This is a genomic window from Arthrobacter sp. 10T416, from assembly GCF_056394165.1.
Window position 1 is genome coordinate 584,292 of record NZ_JBFTHI010000001.1, and the last position, 16,628, is coordinate 600,919.

A 16,628-nucleotide genomic window follows, 5' to 3' on the forward strand; every position below is an offset into this window, starting at 1 on the left:
AGCACTGCTGATCTCAGAATGGTACGTTACCGGCGGCCTCCGGCCCCACAAGGAGCGTCAGAGCGGGCCGGCAGTGCCCGTGCCGGAGCGCCGGGTGCTGGCGGTGACCGTGAATTTCGGGTTGCGGCCGATCTCGCGGGTGGGGCCCACCAGTCGCTCCAGGAGAGGCCGGTAGTGCAGGTGGCTGTTGAACACCGTCCACAGCTCCCCGTCCGGGGCCAGCACCCTGGCGGCGGCTTCGATGAGCTTGATCCCGGCGCCGGCATGCACGGCTGCCCCGAGGTGGAACGGCGGGTTGAGCAGTACAAGCCCGGCACTGGCGTCCGGCATGGTGCTCATGGCGTCGTCCTGCAGGACCTCGATCTGCCCCTCCAGCCCGTTGGCCAAAGCCGTGGCCCGTGCCGACTCCACGGCCGCCGCGGACCGGTCGGTGGCGGTGACCCGGGCGTCCGGGTGGCGGCGCGCGTACATGGCCGCGAGGATGCCGGTGCCGCAGCCGAGGTCGACGGCGTGGCGGGCGCTCGGTATGTCGTCGAGGAAGTCCAGGAGGAAGCGGGTGCCGATGTCCAGCCCGGTGCCGGCGAAGACGGCCCCGCGGGCGCAGATAGTGAGGTCGAGGCCGGCGTTCCGCTCCGTGACGGGGAACGGCGCAGGGCCAGTGGCGGGCCGCGCTGCACGGGCCAGCAGGATCCGCGATTTTTGCCGGGCCAGCTGCGGCTGCACCGACCCGAAGTAGCGGTCCAGGACAGCATTCATGCCCAGGCTCATGTGTTTGACCCTGCCGCCGGCGAGCAGCACCACGCCGGCCGCCGCGTGCCGGGCTACGGCGTCGGCGATCTCTTCCAGCTCGGCGAGCGAGCGGGGCAGCTGGAGGAGGACGACGCCGGCACCCGCCACGGCCTCTTCCAATGACAGCTGGGCGAATCCCTCGGTGAGCCCCGTGGCCGCCGCGTTCCGGAGCAGGGCGCGTTCGCCGGTAACCAGGTCCTCGTGCACCCGCACGGTACCGTCCTGCGGGCCCGTGCCCGGCCCGGTACCCTCCTGCCGGCGCAGCGCCAGCAGGCCGAGGGTCAGCGCGCCGTAGCGGTCGCCCACGACCGCCACGGGTCCGTCCGACGGCAGCAGGGCCTCGGACCTCAGGTCCGAGGCGGTGTCCAGCAGCAGGCGGTCGGTGGCGTCCCAGGCCTGCAGGTTTGCCGCTTCGACGTCGGGAAACCTCCGGAGCCGAGGGAAAAGGGAATCAAGAATGTGGTCCGCCACGCGGGGCTTTACCGCCGTTCCTTGTCGGGCCGTCTCAGATCAGGCACGGGTCAATTGCCACGCTCTACGTTATCGGAACCGGCCAGCAGCCGGACGATCGCCGTCACAGCCGCACGCCCGGCACGGTTGGCCCCGATGGTGGAGGACGACGGGCCGTAGCCAACAAGGTGGACGCGTGGCTCCGCGGCGACCTGCGTGCCGTTCATGGCGATGCCGCCGCCGGGACCCCGCAGGCGCAGCGGCGCGAGATGTTCCAGTTCGGCCCGGAAGCCGGTGGCCCAGAGGATGACGTCGGCGGGCAGGAAGCCGCCGTCGGCCAAACGCACTCCCCCGGGTTCTATGCCGGTGAACATGGGCTGGCGCTGCAGGACCCCGCGGGCTTCGGCGGCGCGCAGGGCGGGGGTCCAGATCAGGCCAGTCACGGCGACCACGCTCTGCGGCGGCAGTCCCTGCCGGACGCGTTCCTCCACGAGGGCGACGGCGTTGTGGCCCGCTTGCCGGTCAAAGGCTTCGTCCCGCCAGACGGGCTCCCGCCGGGTGAACCAGGTGGTGCTGGTGACCCGGGAAATTTCGTCCAGCAGGCCCACGGCGGAGATTCCGCCACCGACCACCACCACGTGCCGTCCCCGGAACTCCTCGGCCGAAACGTAGTCGGCCACGTGCAGCTGGCGGCCAAGGAAGCTCGCCTGGCCCGGGTAGATGGGCCAGAAGGGCCGGGTCCAGGTCCCCGTGGCGTTGATGAGTGCCCGGGCGGACCAGGATCCCCGGGAGGTGGTAATCCGGAGCCGTCCGGCCGGGTCGGCATCTTCGCGGGCAACGGAGTGGACCTTAACGGGCCGCTGGATGGCGAGGCGCAGCTGGGTTTCGTAGCCGCCGAAATAGCGTGAGAGGAAGCTGGAGCTTGCCTCCTTCGGGTCCACGGAGGGTTGCGGGATGCCCGGGAGGTCGCTGATGCCGTTGACGGTGTCCATCAGCAGGCTCTTCCAGCGGTGCCGCCAGGCGCCGCCGGGGCCTTCCTCGGCGTCGAGCACCACATAGCTGCGCTGTTGCCTGTCGTCGCCCGAATCGCCCGGACCCTGGGCTGGCGCCGGCGCCGGCCGCAGCGCGGACACGAAGCCCCGTCGCTGCAGGTGGTAGGCGGCCGAGAGCCCGGCCTGTCCGGCACCGATCACCACAACTTCGGCGAATCGAAGCGGCCGGGTTTCGTTCACGGTCCCCATCCTAAGCCAGGCTTAAATGACTCGAGGCCCCGCTCAGTGAGCGGGACCTCGTTCGGTGGAGCTGAGGGGACTCGAACCCCTGACCCCCTGCATGCCATGCAGGTGCGCTACCAGCTGCGCCACAGCCCCGAATTTGTTGTTCATCTGGGCTTCCGGAGAAGCCCGCCGATCAAGCAACCTGATTAGCGTAATCTACATTTCCCGCGGACGCTAATCGGCGGCGGGTGTGCGTCGATGCCGTCCGAAACCGGCGTCATTCGGTGGAACGGGCACAAAAAAATCCGCCGGAATCTTTCGATTCCGGCGGATCATCCGGTGGAGCTGAGGGGACTCGAACCCCTGACCCCCTGCATGCCATGCAGGTGCGCTACCAGCTGCGCCACAGCCCCGAATTTTCGCTGCCCCGGTTTCGTTCTCTCCGAAGCAACTCAAATATCTTAGACCAGCACTTCCGAAAATTCCAAATCGGGCATATTCGGGGTTCCGCGCCGGAGGGACGCGGCGCCTAGTCGGTTTCTGTAGCTGCGCCGGCCTTCGCGGAGGCGTCGTCGCCGAGCTGCAGGTCCACGACGGGGCAGTCCTTCCAGAGGCGTTCCAGGGCGTAGAAGACGCGGTCTTCCTCGTGCTGGACGTGGATGACGACGTCGGCGTAGTCCAGCAATACCCAGCGGCCGCCGGAGCGCCCTTCACGGCGGACGGGCTTGAGGTCGAACTTGGACAGTTCATCCTCGATGCCGTCGACGATTGCGTTGACCTGGCGCTCGGACGGAGCGGAGACGATCAGGAAGACGTCGGCGAGGGCAAGCCGCTCACTGACGTCGAGGCCCACAATGTCCTCGGCCAAYTTTTCSGCGGCAGCRCGGGCTGCGTGGCGGGCTGTGGCGATGGATGAATCGGTTGCAGTCACGGGACTCCTTGTTGAAGATAAAACCTGGTGATTATTGAAAATTGTTGCGGAGGCGCATCCGCTGGTGCGGTGACCGGCCGGACGCCGGCGCGGGGACCTGCCGGTGCTTCCCGGCTGTTAGTGTGCCATTCCGGTGATAATCAGGATGATGCCGGCGATGAGCGCCAGCAGCCCCAGGGCCAACACTCCAAGCTGCAGCGCGCGGAGGCGCTGCGCCCTGCCGAGGCCCGCGGTGGCGGCATCCAGTGGATCCAGGCCGTAGGCGGCATTGGCGGCTACCGGTGGCCGTGCGGCGAATTCCTCTTCCACTGCCTGGACACTGGCGTTCTCCGGCTCGGCGGCGCGGGCCGGACGACGGCTTGACGCGGCCTGCGCGGCCGCCTCGGCACGGGCCAGGACGCCCGCGCGGCCATTGACCGCCGCTGCGTCCCGCTTCCGCGGCTGGCCGTTCCGACGGGAGGTCTTTGAAGGCTGCACCTTCGGGCTGGAATTGGTGACCAGCGGGACGTAGGAGGTGGCGGGCCGCTTCATGACCGGCCGCTCCACGCCGGGCACCTGGACGAATTCCAGCGGGGTGACCATGGCCAGGTTGCTGGCCGTCGAGGGGTCGTTCTTTGGTGCTTCGGTCCGCTGCTGCGCCGGCTGGCTGTTCTGCTGGGCCAGTTTTTGCTTGGCGGCGGCCCGCCGGTTGAGGACGGCTGCGCGCTCGGCCAGGGCGATCTGCTCGGCGAGCATTTCGGGGTCGACGGCGTCAGGGTCCGTGGCGGAGATGTGCTCCATCTTCGCCACCTGGTTCCGGGCCTGGGCGGCGAGGAGTTCGCGCGCGGCCAGAGCCTGCTCCACGCTCATTCTCTCCGGAAGCTTCCCGTCCGGTTCGTTACCCGCTTCAGCTGCCTGCGCCGCGGGCAACGTGCCCGGAGTAGGCTCAGCGTCCGCCGCGGGCGCCGTGTGCTGGGCGGCCTCGGGCTGGTCTGCCGGTCGTTTCGCAGCCTGCGCCACTGCCGGGTGGGTGCGGGTGCGCGGCGACGGGACGATCGGATTGGCCGACGTGGCGGGCGCCGTTTCCTCTGCGAGCTGCTGGAGCCGCAACTGCCGGCGCGTGGGTGGGCCGCCCGGCGAGAGCTGGCCTTCCTTTTCCGCGAGCTCCTTGATGGTCCGAAGTGCTGCGCGGTCGCGGGCGCGGACCTGGGATGACCGCTCTGCCGGGGTAGACGCCGGGACGGAGTCCACGGGGCCGGGGATGCGGCGGCGGCCGGTGGTCTCGGCCTCTGTCGGAGCCTCCGGGCGCTCGGAGAACGCGGGAGCCGCACCCTCCGGCTGTGGTGCTGAGCCCGCGGAGCCCTCCTGGCCCGGGGCAGCCGGAGCAGCGCCGGCACCCTCGGTACCGGCGCCCGGCTTGGTGTCCTGGCGTTCATCCCTGGCCTGGCGCAATTCGCGGCGGCTGCGGATGGGAGGCTGTTCCTGACTCATTAAAGGCTCATTCGGTGCTGGCGGTTAGGTGGGTCTCGCGGGCCGGCCGGGGCTCCTGGTGTTCCGGTTCGGGGCTGGCCTGGCCGTCATAGAGATCGTATTTGGCAATGTACTGGACCACGCCATCCGGTACGAGGTACCAGACGGGGTTTCCTGCGGCCACCCGTGCCCGGCAGTCCGTCGACGAGATCGCCATGGCGGGCACCTCGAGCAGGCTGACGTCCTTGCGGCCCATGCCGTCCAGCACGTGGCCCGGGCGGGTGACACCCACAAAGTGGGCCAGGGACCAGAGTTCGTCGATGTCTTTCCACGACAGGATCTGGGCCAGGGCATCCGCGCCGGTGATGAAGAACAGGTCCGCATCCGGCCGCAGCGTGCGGAGGTCCCGCAGGGTGTCGATCGTGTAGGTGGGACCCGGGCGGTCGACGTCGACCCTGCTGACGGTGAAGCGCGGGTTCGATGCCGTGGCAATGACCGTCATGAGGTACCGGTGCTCGGCCTCGCTGACTTTTTTGCTGCTTTTTTGCCAGGGTTGCCCGGTGGGGACAAACACCACTTCGTCGAGGTCGAACTTCGCCGCGACCTCACTGGCCGCTACCAGGTGGCCATGGTGGATGGGGTCGAACGTGCCACCCATCACACCCAGCCGCAGGCGGCGCTTCGCGCCGTGCTGCTTCACTGTGGCGGAAATAACTAGTGGCCCTGGCCGTGGTCGTGCTTGTTCGGGTGCTGGCGGTGCGGGTCCGCGTGCTCCTCGACGGCCTCGTGGCGCTTGCCAAGGTTGCCGTAGGAGAGCGTGATGAACATCAGGACCAGCAGGAACACGAACATGGTGCCGCCAATGACGAACGGCGGCGCGATGAGCGGCGCGAGTTCCTCGTGTTCGACCGCTGCGGCGATGGATGTGGCGATCTGCTGGAACAGCATGTTCTCCCCTAGTGAGTTCACAAAAAATACGATTGTTGGACGACGGCGGTATGCGCCCTCGTCCCTGGCTTCTGTTCCATGTTACCGCGTTACTAGCCGCGGATCTGGCCTTCGCCCTGCACGATCCACTTCGTGGTGGTGAGCTCGGTGAGGCCCATCGGGCCCCGGGCGTGCAGCTTCTGGGTGGATATGCCCACCTCGGCGCCCAGGCCAAGCTCCCCGCCGTCGGTGAACCGGGTGGAGGCGTTCACGATGACCGCGGCCGAATCGATCTCGGCGATGAACCTCTCGGCATTCGCGAGGTCGTTGGTAAGGATCGCCTCGGTGTGTCCGGTGGACCAGGTACGGATGTGCCGGACTGCCTCATCCAGGCTGTCCACCATGGCCACCGCCAGGTCCAGGTCCATGTACTCGGTGGCCCAGTCCTCGTCGGTGGCCGGCACCGAGTCGAGGCCGGCCGGGAGCGCGGCCCGGATCCGGTCGTCCGTGTGCAGCGTGACACCGGCTTCGCGCAGGGCGGCGGCGACGGCCGGGAGCACGGTCGAGCCGGAGTGGACCAGGAGTGTCTCAACGGTGTTGCAGACGCTGGGGCGCTGGGTTTTGGCGTTGAGCAGGATGTCGACGGCCATCTGCTCGTCTGCCGAGGCGTCAATGAAGATGTGCACGTTGCCTTCGCCGGTTTCGATCACCGGAACGGAGGAGTTAGTGACCACGGTCTGGATCAGGTCGCGTCCGCCGCGGGGAATCAGGACGTCTACCCGGCCGCGGGCCTTCATAAGGACGTTGGCGCCGTCGCGGCCGAACTGGTCCACGGTCTGGACGGCGTCGGCGGGCAGACCGACCGATTCCAGGGCGTCGCGGAGAATCCCCACCAGCGCCTCGTTGGTCGCTGCGGCAGCGCTCCCGCCGCGGAGGATGACGGCGTTGCCGCTCTTGAGGGCCAGCCCCGCAATATCGACGGTGACGTTGGGACGTGCTTCGTAGATCGCGGCGACAACGCCCATGGGCACGTTGATCTGGCGCAGGCGCAGTCCGTTGGTGAGGGTCTGGCCCCGGACCACGTTGCCGACCGGATCGGGCAGGTTGGCGAGGTTTTCCAGGGCTGAGGCGAGGGCCTGGACCCGGACGTTGGTGAGGGTCAGCCGGTCCAGCAGCGCCGCGGAGGTGCCGTTGTCCCGGCCCGCGGCGACGTCCCGGGCGTTGGCGGACAGGATCCGGTCCTGGTGCTGGAGCAGTGCGGCGGCCACGGCGCGCAGTCCGCGGTCCTTCCAGGCCCGGTTGGCACGGGCCATCCGGCGGGAGGCCTCCCGGGAGCGGTCGGCGATGGCGTACACGGCTGACTCGACGTCCGTCACGGCCGGCGGCAGGCCCGTGGAGGGCGCGTCGTGAACCGGCAGGTCGGGGTGCGAAGTCAGGGCCTCAGTCATGCTCCAAGTTTAGGCGAGCAGGCCGCTTAGACCAGCACCAGGTCGTCAACATGAACAACTTCACGGTCATAGCCGCGCCCCAGCGCCTTGCCGAGTTCCCGGGTGGAGCGGCCCAGCATCTGGGGCAGTTCCCCGGCGCCGTAGTTGACCAGGCCGCGGGCCACGACGGTCCCGTCGGTCCCGACCATCTCCACGGCGTCGCCGGCTTCGAAGTCGCCGCTCACGGCGGAAATGCCGGCGGGCAGCAGCGAGGTGTGGCGGTCCCGGACGGCCCGGACAGCGCCGTCGTCGAGCACCAGGGTCCCCTGTACGGATGCGAGGTGGGCGAGCCAGAGCAGCCGGATCGGCTTCCGGGCGCCGTTGACGGAGAACCAGGTTCCCACGTCCTCCCCCGCCAGCGCGGCAGCCGCGTTGGGGGTGGAGGTCACCAGCGCGCTGATTCCGGATCCGGCGGCGATGGAGGCTGCCTCGACCTTGGTGACCATGCCGCCGGTGCCCACGCCGGCTTTGCCGGTGCTGCCGATGGAAACGCCGTCGAGGTCGCGCGGGCCGGTGACGCTGGCGATCCGTTTGGCTCCATGCGAAGGCGGACCGTCGTACAGCGAATCGACGTCGGAGAGCAGCACCAGGGCGTCGGCGCGGACCAGGTGGGCCACCAGCGCCGCGAGCCGGTCGTTGTCGCCGAAGCGGATCTCGTGGGTCGCGACGGTATCGTTTTCGTTCACCACGGGGACGACGCCGAGGTTCAGCAGCCGGTCCAGGGCGCGGAACGCGTTGGTGTGCTGGCTGCGGCGCATAAAGTCGTCCGCGGTCAGCAGAACCTGGCTCACGGTCACGCCGTGCGCGCCGAAGGCATGGGTGTACCGGGCCATCAGCAGGCCCTGGCCCACACTGGCGGCGGCCTGCTGGGTGGCGAGGTCGCGGGGGCGTTTCGCCAGGCCCAGCGGGGCGAGCCCGGCCGCGATCGCACCGGAGGAGACGAGGATGATCTCGGTGCCGGCGTTCCGCTTGTGCGCCAGCGCGTCGGCGAGGCCGGTGAGGGCTTCCTCGTCGATGCCGCCCTTGATGGAGGTCAGGGACGAGGAGCCGACTTTGACCACAATCCGGCGGGCACTGGAGAGCAGGGCCCGGCCGGGCGCTTCCCCGGTTCCGGGCGCCACGACCGTGTTACTCGTCATCGGCTTCGCCGAGTCCACTCTCCTTGAGCGGCTGCGGTGCGCGGCGGGAGCTGACCGATTCGGTCCAGATCCCGGCCTTCCGCTCGGCCTCGAGCTCGGCCCGGGCGGCGGCCTTGGCATCCCGGCGTTCCTGCTGCTCCTCGCGCTTTTGACCGCGGGTGGGGCGGTCGCCGATGTCGGCGAAACGCACGTCGGTGCCGCGGGGTGAGGCGAGGAGTTCCGCGCCGGCCATCATGGTGGGCTCCCAGTCGAAGACGACGCCGTCGTCCTCGCCGATGACCACCGTGTCGCCCGGCTTGGCGCCCTGCTTGAACAGTTCGCTTTCGACGCCGAGCTTGGCGAGGCGGTCCGCGAGGTAGCCGATGGCTTCTTCGTTGGTGAAGTCGGTCTGCTTGACCCAGCGCACGGGCTTCTCGCCGAGCACGCGGAAGAGCGGCTCGAGGTTCTTCTCCTCGCGGCGGATGGTGAAGCCACTTTCGTTGACGGCGCGGGGACGCAGGACGGGTGCCTGGACCTTCGGCGGGGTCGCGGCCACCGCATCACGGGCGGCCTTGACGATCTCTGCCATGGCGAAGCCCAGCTGGCGGAGGCCCTCGTGGCTCGTGGCGGAGATTTCGAACACCTTGTAGCCGCGGCTTTCGAGTTCCGGGCGGACGAATTCGGCCATGTCCTTGCCGTCAGGCAGGTCCACCTTGTTCAGGGCCACCAGGCGGGGGCGGTGGTTCAGGGGCACAACTTCGCCGTCGGAACCGGCGTAGCTCATGTCGACTGCGTACTTTTCGAGTTCGGCTTCGATGACGGAAAGGTCAGAGAGCGGGTCGCGCTCGGATTCGAGCGTGCCGCAGTCCAGGACGTGGACCAGCGCGGCGCAGCGTTCGACGTGGCGCAGGAAGTGGTGGCCCAGTCCCTTGCCCTCGCTGGCACCTTCGATCAGGCCCGGAACGTCGGCGATGGTGAACCGCACGTCGCCGGCCTGGACGACGCCGAGGTTGGGGATCAGCGTGGTGAACGGGTAATCGGCGATCTTCGGCCGTGCCGCGGACATCGCGGCGATCAGGCTGGACTTGCCTGCGGAGGGGAACCCGACCAGGGCAATGTCCGCGATGGACTTCAGTTCCAGGACGATGTCGCTGGATTCGCCTTCGATGCCGAGCAGCGCGAAGCCGGGGGCGCGGCGCTTCTGCGAGGACAGGGCGGCGTTGCCCAGGCCGCCGATGCCGCCGGCCGCGGCGATGAACTCGGTACCTTCGCCCACCATGTCGGCCAGGACAGTTCCGTCCTTGCTCTTGACGACGGTGCCCTCGGGAACCGGCAGGATCAGGGTTTCGCCGTTCTTGCCGCCGCGCCAGTCGCCCATGCCGGGGCCGCCGTTGGTGGCGTGCCGGTGCGGGGCGTGGTGGTAGTCGAGGAGGGTGGTGGTCTGCGGGTCGACGCGAAGGATGACGTCGCCTCCGTTGCCGCCATTGCCGCCGTCGGGACCGCCGAGCGGCTTGAACTTCTCGCGGTGTACGGAGACACACCCGTGGCCGCCGGTACCGCCGGATACGTGCAGTACTACCCGGTCTACAAAGCTCGCCACGTGGATCTCCTCAGTGCTGTTCCCCGGACCGCAAAAGGTCCAAGTTGATTGTAATGCGGTTAAAACACCGGTGGAGCGGACCTACTGGTCCGCCCCACCGATTTAGAACTGGTTGTTACTCTGCAGCTGCAGCAGCCACGATGTTCACAACGCGACGACCACGGCGGGTGCCGAACTCGACAGCACCGGGGGTCAGGGCGAACAGGGTGTCGTCGCCGCCGCGGCCGACGCCGGCGCCCGGGTGGAAGTGGGTGCCGCGCTGGCGGACGATGATCTCGCCTGCGGAAACTACCTGGCCGCCGAAGCGCTTGACGCCGAGGTACTGGGCGTTGGAGTCACGACCGTTGCGAGTGGAGCTCGCGCCTTTTTTATGTGCCATTTGAAATGCCTGCCTTTAAAATTCTGGGGAATCTGTTGAAAACCTGAACAGTAACGCTAGTTACTTGATACCGGTGATCTTGACCTTGGTCAGTTCCTGACGGTGACCCTGGCGCTTCTTGTAACCGGTCTTGTTCTTGAACTTCTGGATGACGATCTTCGGACCACGGAGGTCTTCGAGGATCTCAGCCGTAACCGTTACCTTGGCCAGGTCCGCAGCAGCGGACGTAACCTTCTCGCCGTCAACCAGGAGCAGGGCGGGCAGCTCGATGGTGCTGCCGGCGCCACCGGCGACGCGGTTCAGGGTAACGAAGTCTCCAACGGAAACCTTCTCTTGGCGGCCGCCTGCGCGGACAATCGCGTACACCACTTGGGGGACTCACTTCTCTCGACGTTTATTACTAGATTTGCGTGCGGAACCTGGGGCCACATTTTGTAGACCGGCTCACGCTGTGCCTCAACGCCGGTGGATTCCCCGGGGGAACCCATGAGCTATACCGTGGAAAGTCCTGCCCGGAGTGCGGGTGAACTGTTCATCAAGGTCATAACCCAAGTGTTGGCGTAAGCACCGAAGATCTAGACTACGCTAATTTTGCCTTCGGCCGCAAACGAGGCCGGCTCCGGAGAGTGATGCGTGACGGCCGCCACACCCCGTCCCCGAGGGGCTGGAGCGGTGCTGCCGCGGCGACTTCCGGAACCGCGCCCCATAATGTTACCGGCCGCAGGGCCGGGGCCGCGTCAGGCGTGCAGCCTCGGCGCGTCGAAGAACGCCACCTCGTAGTCGCAGGACTGCCGGAACGCCTCGGTCATGGCGGTCCGCTCCGACTCGGAGCCGCGCCGGGCCGCGGCATCGGTGTACCGGATTGCCTGCCGCGTAGCCTCGGCGAAGGCCTCGTCGGCGTAGGTGCGCAGCCACTCCGCGTAGGGGTGCTCGGCCGGCGCGCCGGCGTCGAGGTATTGCCTGTGCAAGGTTGCGCCCACCTCGGCGTAGAGCCAGAAACAAGGCAGCGCTGCCGCGGCCAGGACGCCGTAACTGCCCAGCGAGGCCGCGAGAAGATGGTCCACGTAGGCCTTGGTGACCGGGCCGGGCCGCGCCTCCCCCGCGCGTCCGGCCAGCCAGGTCCGGTGCAGCTCGGATTCGACCTCGAGGCACTGTTGCGCCGACCGGGCCCAGAAGAGCTGTTCCGCTTCCGACGGCGCCAGGGCGGCGGCGCGGGCCAGGACCCGAGAGTAGCCGTTGAGGTACAAGGCGTCCTGACGCAGGTAGTAGGCGAACTCGGTTTCGGGCAGGGCGCCGCTGGCCAGCCCCCGGATGAAGTCCAGGCCGTAGATAGCGTCCAGGCTGCCGGTGACGATCCCGTCGAGGCCCTCGGCGAAGTCGCCGTCAGCCGGCGGCCGGGCGCCGGTTACGTGGTGGAAGTGGTGCACCGGGCCGTTGCCGGTGCCAACTTCGAGGCGCCCGGCGTCCGCCAGCGCCCCCTGAAGCCACGGTTTGACTTCCCGCAGCGCCGCTTCCCAGTCCTGGCACCGGACCTGGGCGGTGGCCAGCGCCGAGGACAGGGAGCAGCCCGTACCGTGGCTGTTGCGGGTGGCGATCCGCTCACCGGGCACCTCCACGGTCTCCCCGCGGAGCACTCCCCCGGTGTTGACCAGCGCGTCCGGACAGGTGCCGCCATCGGGCAGGTGTCCGCCCTTGACCAGCACCGTGGTCCCGGTTCGCGCCGCGAGGCGTTTGCCCTGTTCCAACGCCCCGGCCCAGTCCCGGGCGATCGGTTCTCCGACCAGGATGGCGAGCTCGGCCAGGTTCGGGGTGATGAGGTGCGCCAGGGGCAGGAGGGACCTCAGGGCGTCCTCCGCGGATTCGCGGAGCAGCCTGTCGCCGCTGGTTGCCACCATGACCGGGTCCAGGACGACGACGGCGGGCCGCACCTTCTCGAGCCAGTCCCGGACGGCGGTAATCACCGCGGCGTCGCCGAGCATCCCGATTTTGACGGCGTCGATGGTGATGTCATCGCTGACAGCCTCGAGCTGGGCGGTGAGGAAGGAGGCCGGGGGCACGTGCACGGCCCGCACACCCCGGGTGTTTTGGGCGGTCAGGGCCGTGACGGCGGCCATCCCGTAGCCTCCGTTCGCCGCGATGCTCTTCAGGTCCGCCTGGATGCCGGCCCCGCCGGACGGGTCGGACCCGGCGATGGCCAGGACGCGGGGTATCCGGGCGGTAGCGGGCCGGGTATGGGCTGCCGCCCGGCCCGGGAACGCCGAATGCAGGATGGGGGCAGGGCGGGAGCGGTCCGGCTGGGCGGCCGGGGGCACGGTTACCTGCGGGGTGGTTGAAAGCATAAGACATCCCTTCGCCGGTGCTAACCGGACAGGTTCAACGGGTCTGGATCTCAGCCGGCTCGATGCGCGGCACCCCGTGTCAGTTCCCCAGCCTAGCCGCCCCGCAGCTCCGGGCCGTTAACGCACTCGCGGGCACCGTCCGGGCCCGACGTGATGTTACGTCGGGCCCGGACGATACCCGCGGGCGGTGGGGTTTTCCCGGGCCTAGAGCTCCGAGGCCGGTACGCCGACGCCGAGGATGACCGGTTCCGCAGCGGCGGACTTAGCGGCCGGCGTTGCCGGTTCCGGCGCCTTGGCCTCGTGGACGGAGACTGCTGCTACCGACGGTGCGTTCTCGCGCTGCTGCACGGACGTCTCGTTGGCGGCACCCTGGGCGCGGCTGGCGCTGCGGTTACGGCGGACCCGGCGGGGTGCCGTGCCGTCTGCCGAACCCGCAGGGGCCTGGTTGACGGGAGCCTTGGCAGCAGGCGCTGCTGCGGCCGGAGCCTTAGCCGCGGGGGCCTTGGCGGGCTCCTGGCGTGCCGGGGCCTGTTGGGCCGGGGCCTTGGCGGCCTCCTGGCGTGCCGGTGCCTGCTCTTCGCGGGTGCGGGTGCCTGGCGGCTGGATCCGGGCAGTGCGGGCCCGTCCCCGTCCCCGGGTGGCACGGGGCGACGCCGCTGGGGCCTCGTCGGCGGTCCCGGCCTCCGGAGTTTCGGCTGCAGCCGTCTCGACGGCAGGGGCAGCCGCCGCCGTCTGCGCACCGGACTCGGAGTCGCCCAGGCTCGCGAAAGCCTCGGTCAGCAGGTCCAGGGTCAGCGCCGGTTGCCGGGTTTCCTCGGCGTGCTCGACGAACGGCAGGGCGACCTGTTCGCCGCCGAAGGTCAGGACCGCGGCCGGACGTCCGGCGGCTTCCTCCGTCGAAGCGAGCTCTACCGCGGCATCGAGCGCGGCCTGCCGGGTGGCGGCGTCCGGCGCGGAATGCGCGTCGCCGTCGTGCAGGTGGGCGGCGTGCGCGGCGGCGGCGATGTTCGCCAGTGCCGCGCGGGTTGCCTCCGCCTTGGCGTGGCGTTCCGCTTCCGTCGGCTCGGGGTGGGCTGCAACGGCCGGCGTGGACGGCATGGCCTCGCCGTTCCCCTGGCCGCCCTTGCCGCGGCGACGCTTGCGCTCACTGCGGGCTGCAGGCTGGTGTTCGGTCCGCGGGACGTGGTGCTCAGCGGCGACGGTGTTGGCGCGGCGGTGCTCGACGGGTTCGTCGTGGGTGACGATGCCCCGGCCGGCACACGCTTCGCACTGCTCGCCGAAGACTTCCAGGAGCCCGGTGCCCATCCGCTTGCGGGTCATCTGCACAAGGCCGAGTGAGGTCACCTCCGCGACCTGGTGCTTGGTCCGGTCCCGGCCCAGGCACTCCACCATGCGGCGCAGTACGAGATCCCGGTTGGATTCGAGCACCATGTCGATGAAGTCGATGACGATGATGCCGCCGATGTCGCGCAGGCGCAGCTGCCGGACAACTTCCTCGGCTGCTTCCAGGTTGTTCTTGGTGACGGTTTCTTCGAGGTTGCCGCCGCTGCCGGTGAACTTGCCCGTGTTGACGTCCACCACGGTCATGGCTTCGGTGCGGTCGATCACGAGCGAACCGCCGGACGGCAGGAAGACCTTGCGGTCAAGCGCCTTGTGGATCTGCTCGTCGATGCGCCAGGCGGCGAAGATGTCGGTGTCCTTGGTCCACTTCTCGAGCCGGCCCACCAGGTCCGGTGCCACGTAGGTGACGTAGGCCTCGATGGTGTCCCAGGCTTCCTCGCCGGAGACGATCAGCTTGGAGAAGTCCTCGTTGAAGACGTCGCGGACCACCTTGATGGTCAGGTCAGGTTCCCCGTAAAGGAGCTCGGGCGCGAGGATCTTGGTGGACGTGGACTGGCTTTCGATGCCTTCCCACTGCGCGCGCAGACGGTTGATGTCATGCGTCAGTTCCTCCTCGGAGGCACCCTCGGCCGCGGTGCGGACAATGACACCCGCGTCTTCCGGGAGCCGGTCCTTGAGGATCCGCTTGAGCCGGTTGCGTTCGACGTCGGGCAGCTTGCGGGAGATGCCGGTCATGGATCCGCCGGGCACGTACACCAGGTAGCGGCCGGGGAGGGAGATCTGGCTGGTCAGGCGGGCACCCTTGTGGCCGACCGGGTCCTTGGTGACCTGGACAAGCACGGAGTCGCCGGACTTCAGCGCGTTTTCGATCCGGCGCTGCTTGCCTTCAAGGTTCACAGCGTCCCAGTTGACTTCGCCGGCGTACAGCACGGCGTTGCGGCCGCGGCCGATGTCAACGAAGGCGGCTTCCATGGACGGGAGCACGTTCTGGACTTTGCCCAGGTAGACGTTGCCGATCAGGGAGTCCTGCTGGGTCTTGGACACGAAGTGCTCGGCCAGGACGCCGTCTTCCAGGACACCGATCTGGATTCTGTCGTCACGCTGGCGGACGATCATCTGCCGGTCCACGGATTCGCGGCGGGCCAGGAATTCCGCCTCGGTGATAACGGTGCGGCGGCGTCCGGTGTCGCGGGATTCGCGGCGGCGCTGCTTCTTGGCTTCGAGCCGGGTGGAGCCCTTGACGGAGGTGACGCGGTTGCTGGCCGGCGCCTCGCTGACCGTCCGGGGCGCCCGCACGCGGGTCACAGTGTTGGGCGGATCGTCGTCCCCGCCTCCGGTCAGTTCGAGGTCCTGGTCGCCACGGCGGCGACGCCGGCGGCGGCGGGAGGTCACGCCGTCCTCAAGGGTGCCTTCGGATTCGTCTGCGGACTCGTCGGAGCCATCGGTCTCAGTGTCGGCCTCGCCGGTGCGGCTGCGGCCGCGGCGGCCACGGCTGCGGCGGCGGCGGCGGTTTCCGGCGTCGTCGCCGTCTTCGTCCTCTGCGTCCTCGTCGGCCGGGGCTTCCTCGGCAGCTGCGGGAACCGGGCGGACAACGGTGCTCAGGTCCGGGGCCTGGAAAATCATCGACGTCACGGCGCCGGGTGCGAGGAAGAGCGAGGGTGCCTCGGCGGTTTCGGTGGCCTGCGCCGACTCAGCAGCCGCGACAGTTTCGGCTTCCGGCTCCGTCGGCTGGATCTCGGCGGCGGCGGTTTCGGCCGTAGCGGCGGTTTCCTCCGCAGGGGCCGGGGCGGCGGCCTTGGCACGGGACGCCCGGCGACGGACCGGCTTCTCCGGTGCTGCGGCGGGCAGTTCGGCCGGCTCTGCGTCGGCGGCGTCATCCGCCGGAACGGCTGCGTCGACGACGGCGGCCTCCGCCTCGGGTTCGACTTTCTTCCGTGCCCGGCTGCGCCTCACGGGGGCCTTCGCTTCCGGAGCGTCAACAGCGGGGGCCTCAACGACGGCGGTGTCAGCCGCGTCGTCGGATGCGACGGCCGGAACTTCGGCTACGGGAATTTCGGCGGCGGGCTCGGCGGCCGTCTTCGGCACGGCCTTGCGGCGGGTCCGGGTTGCCTTCTTCGGGGCTTCCGCCGCGGCGGTGGTTTCCGGTGCTTCCCCGGTAGCGGCTGCTTCGTTGTTACCGGCTACTAGCTGGTCATTATCCATATGTGGCGACACTCCTGCCCCTGATGTGCCGCCACATCCGGCACCCGCGGGGGCAAATATTTGTCAACACCCGCAGGCATTGACAGAAGTCAATTGGATACCTCCAGGTTCGCACCGGCAGTGGGGTGCGGCAGCCCTGGAAGGCCGGCAAGATTGCCCTGAACCCGTTGATCTGTACGTCACAACCAGGTGCCGTCCAATGGCATTGCGGGATAGGCCGGATCGAGGGATCCGAAGTATGCCCTGCTCATCATTGGCGGTCTTGAAAACAATGTCGCCGGACTGAGACCCGAATGTGGATCGCGTCCCAGCCAGGTTCATTGTCTCACAACAGCCGTCAAAGCAGGGGTAAGGAGGCCGGCCGGTCCGCGCCGCCGGCGAATCACGGCTCCGGAACGG

At 68.9% G+C, this 16,628-nt stretch carries 13 protein-coding genes, 2 tRNA genes and 1 riboswitch; all 15 genes read right to left on the reverse strand.

Going from position 1 to position 16,628, the window contains the following annotated elements; translation table 11 throughout:
- Nucleotides 1-57 precede the first annotated feature (57 nt).
- The 15 genes from AC1DBE_RS02650 to AC1DBE_RS02720 all read right to left on the reverse strand — a co-directional run bounded on the left by AC1DBE_RS02650 (nt 58) and on the right by AC1DBE_RS02720 (nt 16,229).
- Nucleotides 58-1,260 carry a class I SAM-dependent methyltransferase gene (locus AC1DBE_RS02650; RefSeq protein ID WP_476969513.1) on the reverse strand — a complete coding sequence of 401 codons (1,203 nt, stop codon included), beginning with the start codon at nt 1,258-1,260 and terminating at the stop codon, nt 58-60.
- Nucleotides 1,261-1,310: 50 nt separating this feature from the next.
- Nucleotides 1,311-2,471, reverse strand: coding sequence for an NAD(P)-binding domain-containing protein (locus AC1DBE_RS02655; protein WP_476969514.1), 1,161 nt, complete (start codon nt 2,469-2,471; stop codon nt 1,311-1,313).
- 65 nt (nt 2,472-2,536) lie between these two features.
- Nucleotides 2,537-2,609 (reverse strand) — tRNA-Ala (locus AC1DBE_RS02660).
- Between the two features lie 187 nt (nt 2,610-2,796).
- Nucleotides 2,797-2,869 (reverse strand) — tRNA-Ala (locus AC1DBE_RS02665).
- Nucleotides 2,870-2,985: 116 nt separating this feature from the next.
- Nucleotides 2,986-3,387 (reverse strand): ribosome silencing factor, encoded by a 402-nt coding sequence (rsfS, locus tag AC1DBE_RS02670; protein WP_476969515.1) that lies wholly within the window; start codon nt 3,385-3,387, stop codon nt 2,986-2,988.
- A 117-nt stretch (nt 3,388-3,504) separates the two neighbouring features.
- Nucleotides 3,505-4,857: a hypothetical protein gene (locus tag AC1DBE_RS02675; protein WP_476969516.1), complete on the reverse strand. Its 1,353-nt coding sequence runs from the start codon at nt 4,855-4,857 to the stop codon at nt 3,505-3,507.
- Nucleotides 4,858-4,864: 7 nt separating this feature from the next.
- Complete coding sequence (gene nadD / locus AC1DBE_RS02680) at nt 4,865-5,536, reverse strand: nicotinate-nucleotide adenylyltransferase (RefSeq protein WP_476879048.1); 672 nt, start codon at nt 5,534-5,536, stop codon at nt 4,865-4,867.
- Between the two features lie 14 nt (nt 5,537-5,550).
- Entirely contained in the window at nt 5,551-5,784 is a 234-nt protein-coding gene (locus AC1DBE_RS02685) for a hypothetical protein (protein WP_476903477.1), read from the reverse strand.
- Between the two features lie 92 nt (nt 5,785-5,876).
- Entirely contained in the window at nt 5,877-7,211 is a 1,335-nt protein-coding gene (locus AC1DBE_RS02690; protein ID WP_476969517.1) for a glutamate-5-semialdehyde dehydrogenase, read from the reverse strand.
- Between the two features lie 26 nt (nt 7,212-7,237).
- Complete coding sequence (proB, locus tag AC1DBE_RS02695; protein WP_476969518.1) at nt 7,238-8,389, reverse strand: glutamate 5-kinase; 1,152 nt, start codon at nt 8,387-8,389, stop codon at nt 7,238-7,240.
- Entirely contained in the window at nt 8,379-9,968 is a 1,590-nt protein-coding gene (gene obgE, locus AC1DBE_RS02700) for a GTPase ObgE (protein ID WP_476879045.1), read from the reverse strand. Before obgE ends, proB begins: the two co-directional genes overlap by 11 nt.
- 115 nt (nt 9,969-10,083) lie before the next feature.
- A complete protein-coding gene (gene rpmA, locus AC1DBE_RS02705) occupies nt 10,084-10,347 on the reverse strand; it encodes a 50S ribosomal protein L27 (protein ID WP_009372867.1) in 264 nt (87 codons plus the stop codon).
- A 60-nt stretch (nt 10,348-10,407) separates the two neighbouring features.
- A complete protein-coding gene (gene rplU, locus AC1DBE_RS02710; protein WP_090953333.1) occupies nt 10,408-10,716 on the reverse strand; it encodes a 50S ribosomal protein L21 in 309 nt (102 codons plus the stop codon).
- Between the two features lie 368 nt (nt 10,717-11,084).
- Nucleotides 11,085-12,686 carry a bifunctional hydroxymethylpyrimidine kinase/phosphomethylpyrimidine kinase gene (gene thiD / locus AC1DBE_RS02715; protein WP_476969519.1) on the reverse strand — a complete coding sequence of 534 codons (1,602 nt, stop codon included), beginning with the start codon at nt 12,684-12,686 and terminating at the stop codon, nt 11,085-11,087.
- Nucleotides 12,676-12,773, reverse strand: a riboswitch (TPP riboswitch). (Overlaps the previous gene by 11 nt.)
- A gap of 117 nt (nt 12,774-12,890) precedes the next feature.
- Nucleotides 12,891-16,229 carry an Rne/Rng family ribonuclease gene (locus tag AC1DBE_RS02720; protein ID WP_476969520.1) on the reverse strand — a complete coding sequence of 1,113 codons (3,339 nt, stop codon included), beginning with the start codon at nt 16,227-16,229 and terminating at the stop codon, nt 12,891-12,893.
- Nucleotides 16,230-16,628: the final 399 nt, after the last annotated feature.

Excerpts from the sequence above, each read along its gene's own strand:
- AC1DBE_RS02685 (WP_476903477.1), bottom strand. The coding sequence starts at position 5,784 with ATGCTGTTCCAGCAGATCGCCACATCCATCGCCGCAGCGGTCGAACAC.
- AC1DBE_RS02720 (WP_476969520.1), bottom strand. The coding sequence starts at position 16,229 with ATGGATAATGACCAGCTAGTAGCCGGTAACAACGAAGCAGCCGCTACC.
- thiD (WP_476969519.1), bottom strand. The coding sequence starts at position 12,686 with ATGCTTTCAACCACCCCGCAGGTAACCGTGCCCCCGGCCGCCCAGCCG.
- rpmA (WP_009372867.1), bottom strand. The coding sequence starts at position 10,347 with ATGGCACATAAAAAAGGCGCGAGCTCCACTCGCAACGGTCGTGACTCC.
- proB (WP_476969518.1), bottom strand. The coding sequence starts at position 8,389 with ATGACGAGTAACACGGTCGTGGCGCCCGGAACCGGGGAAGCGCCCGGC.
- AC1DBE_RS02675 (WP_476969516.1), bottom strand. The coding sequence starts at position 4,857 with ATGAGTCAGGAACAGCCTCCCATCCGCAGCCGCCGCGAATTGCGCCAG.
- AC1DBE_RS02690 (WP_476969517.1), bottom strand. The coding sequence starts at position 7,211 with ATGACTGAGGCCCTGACTTCGCACCCCGACCTGCCGGTTCACGACGCG.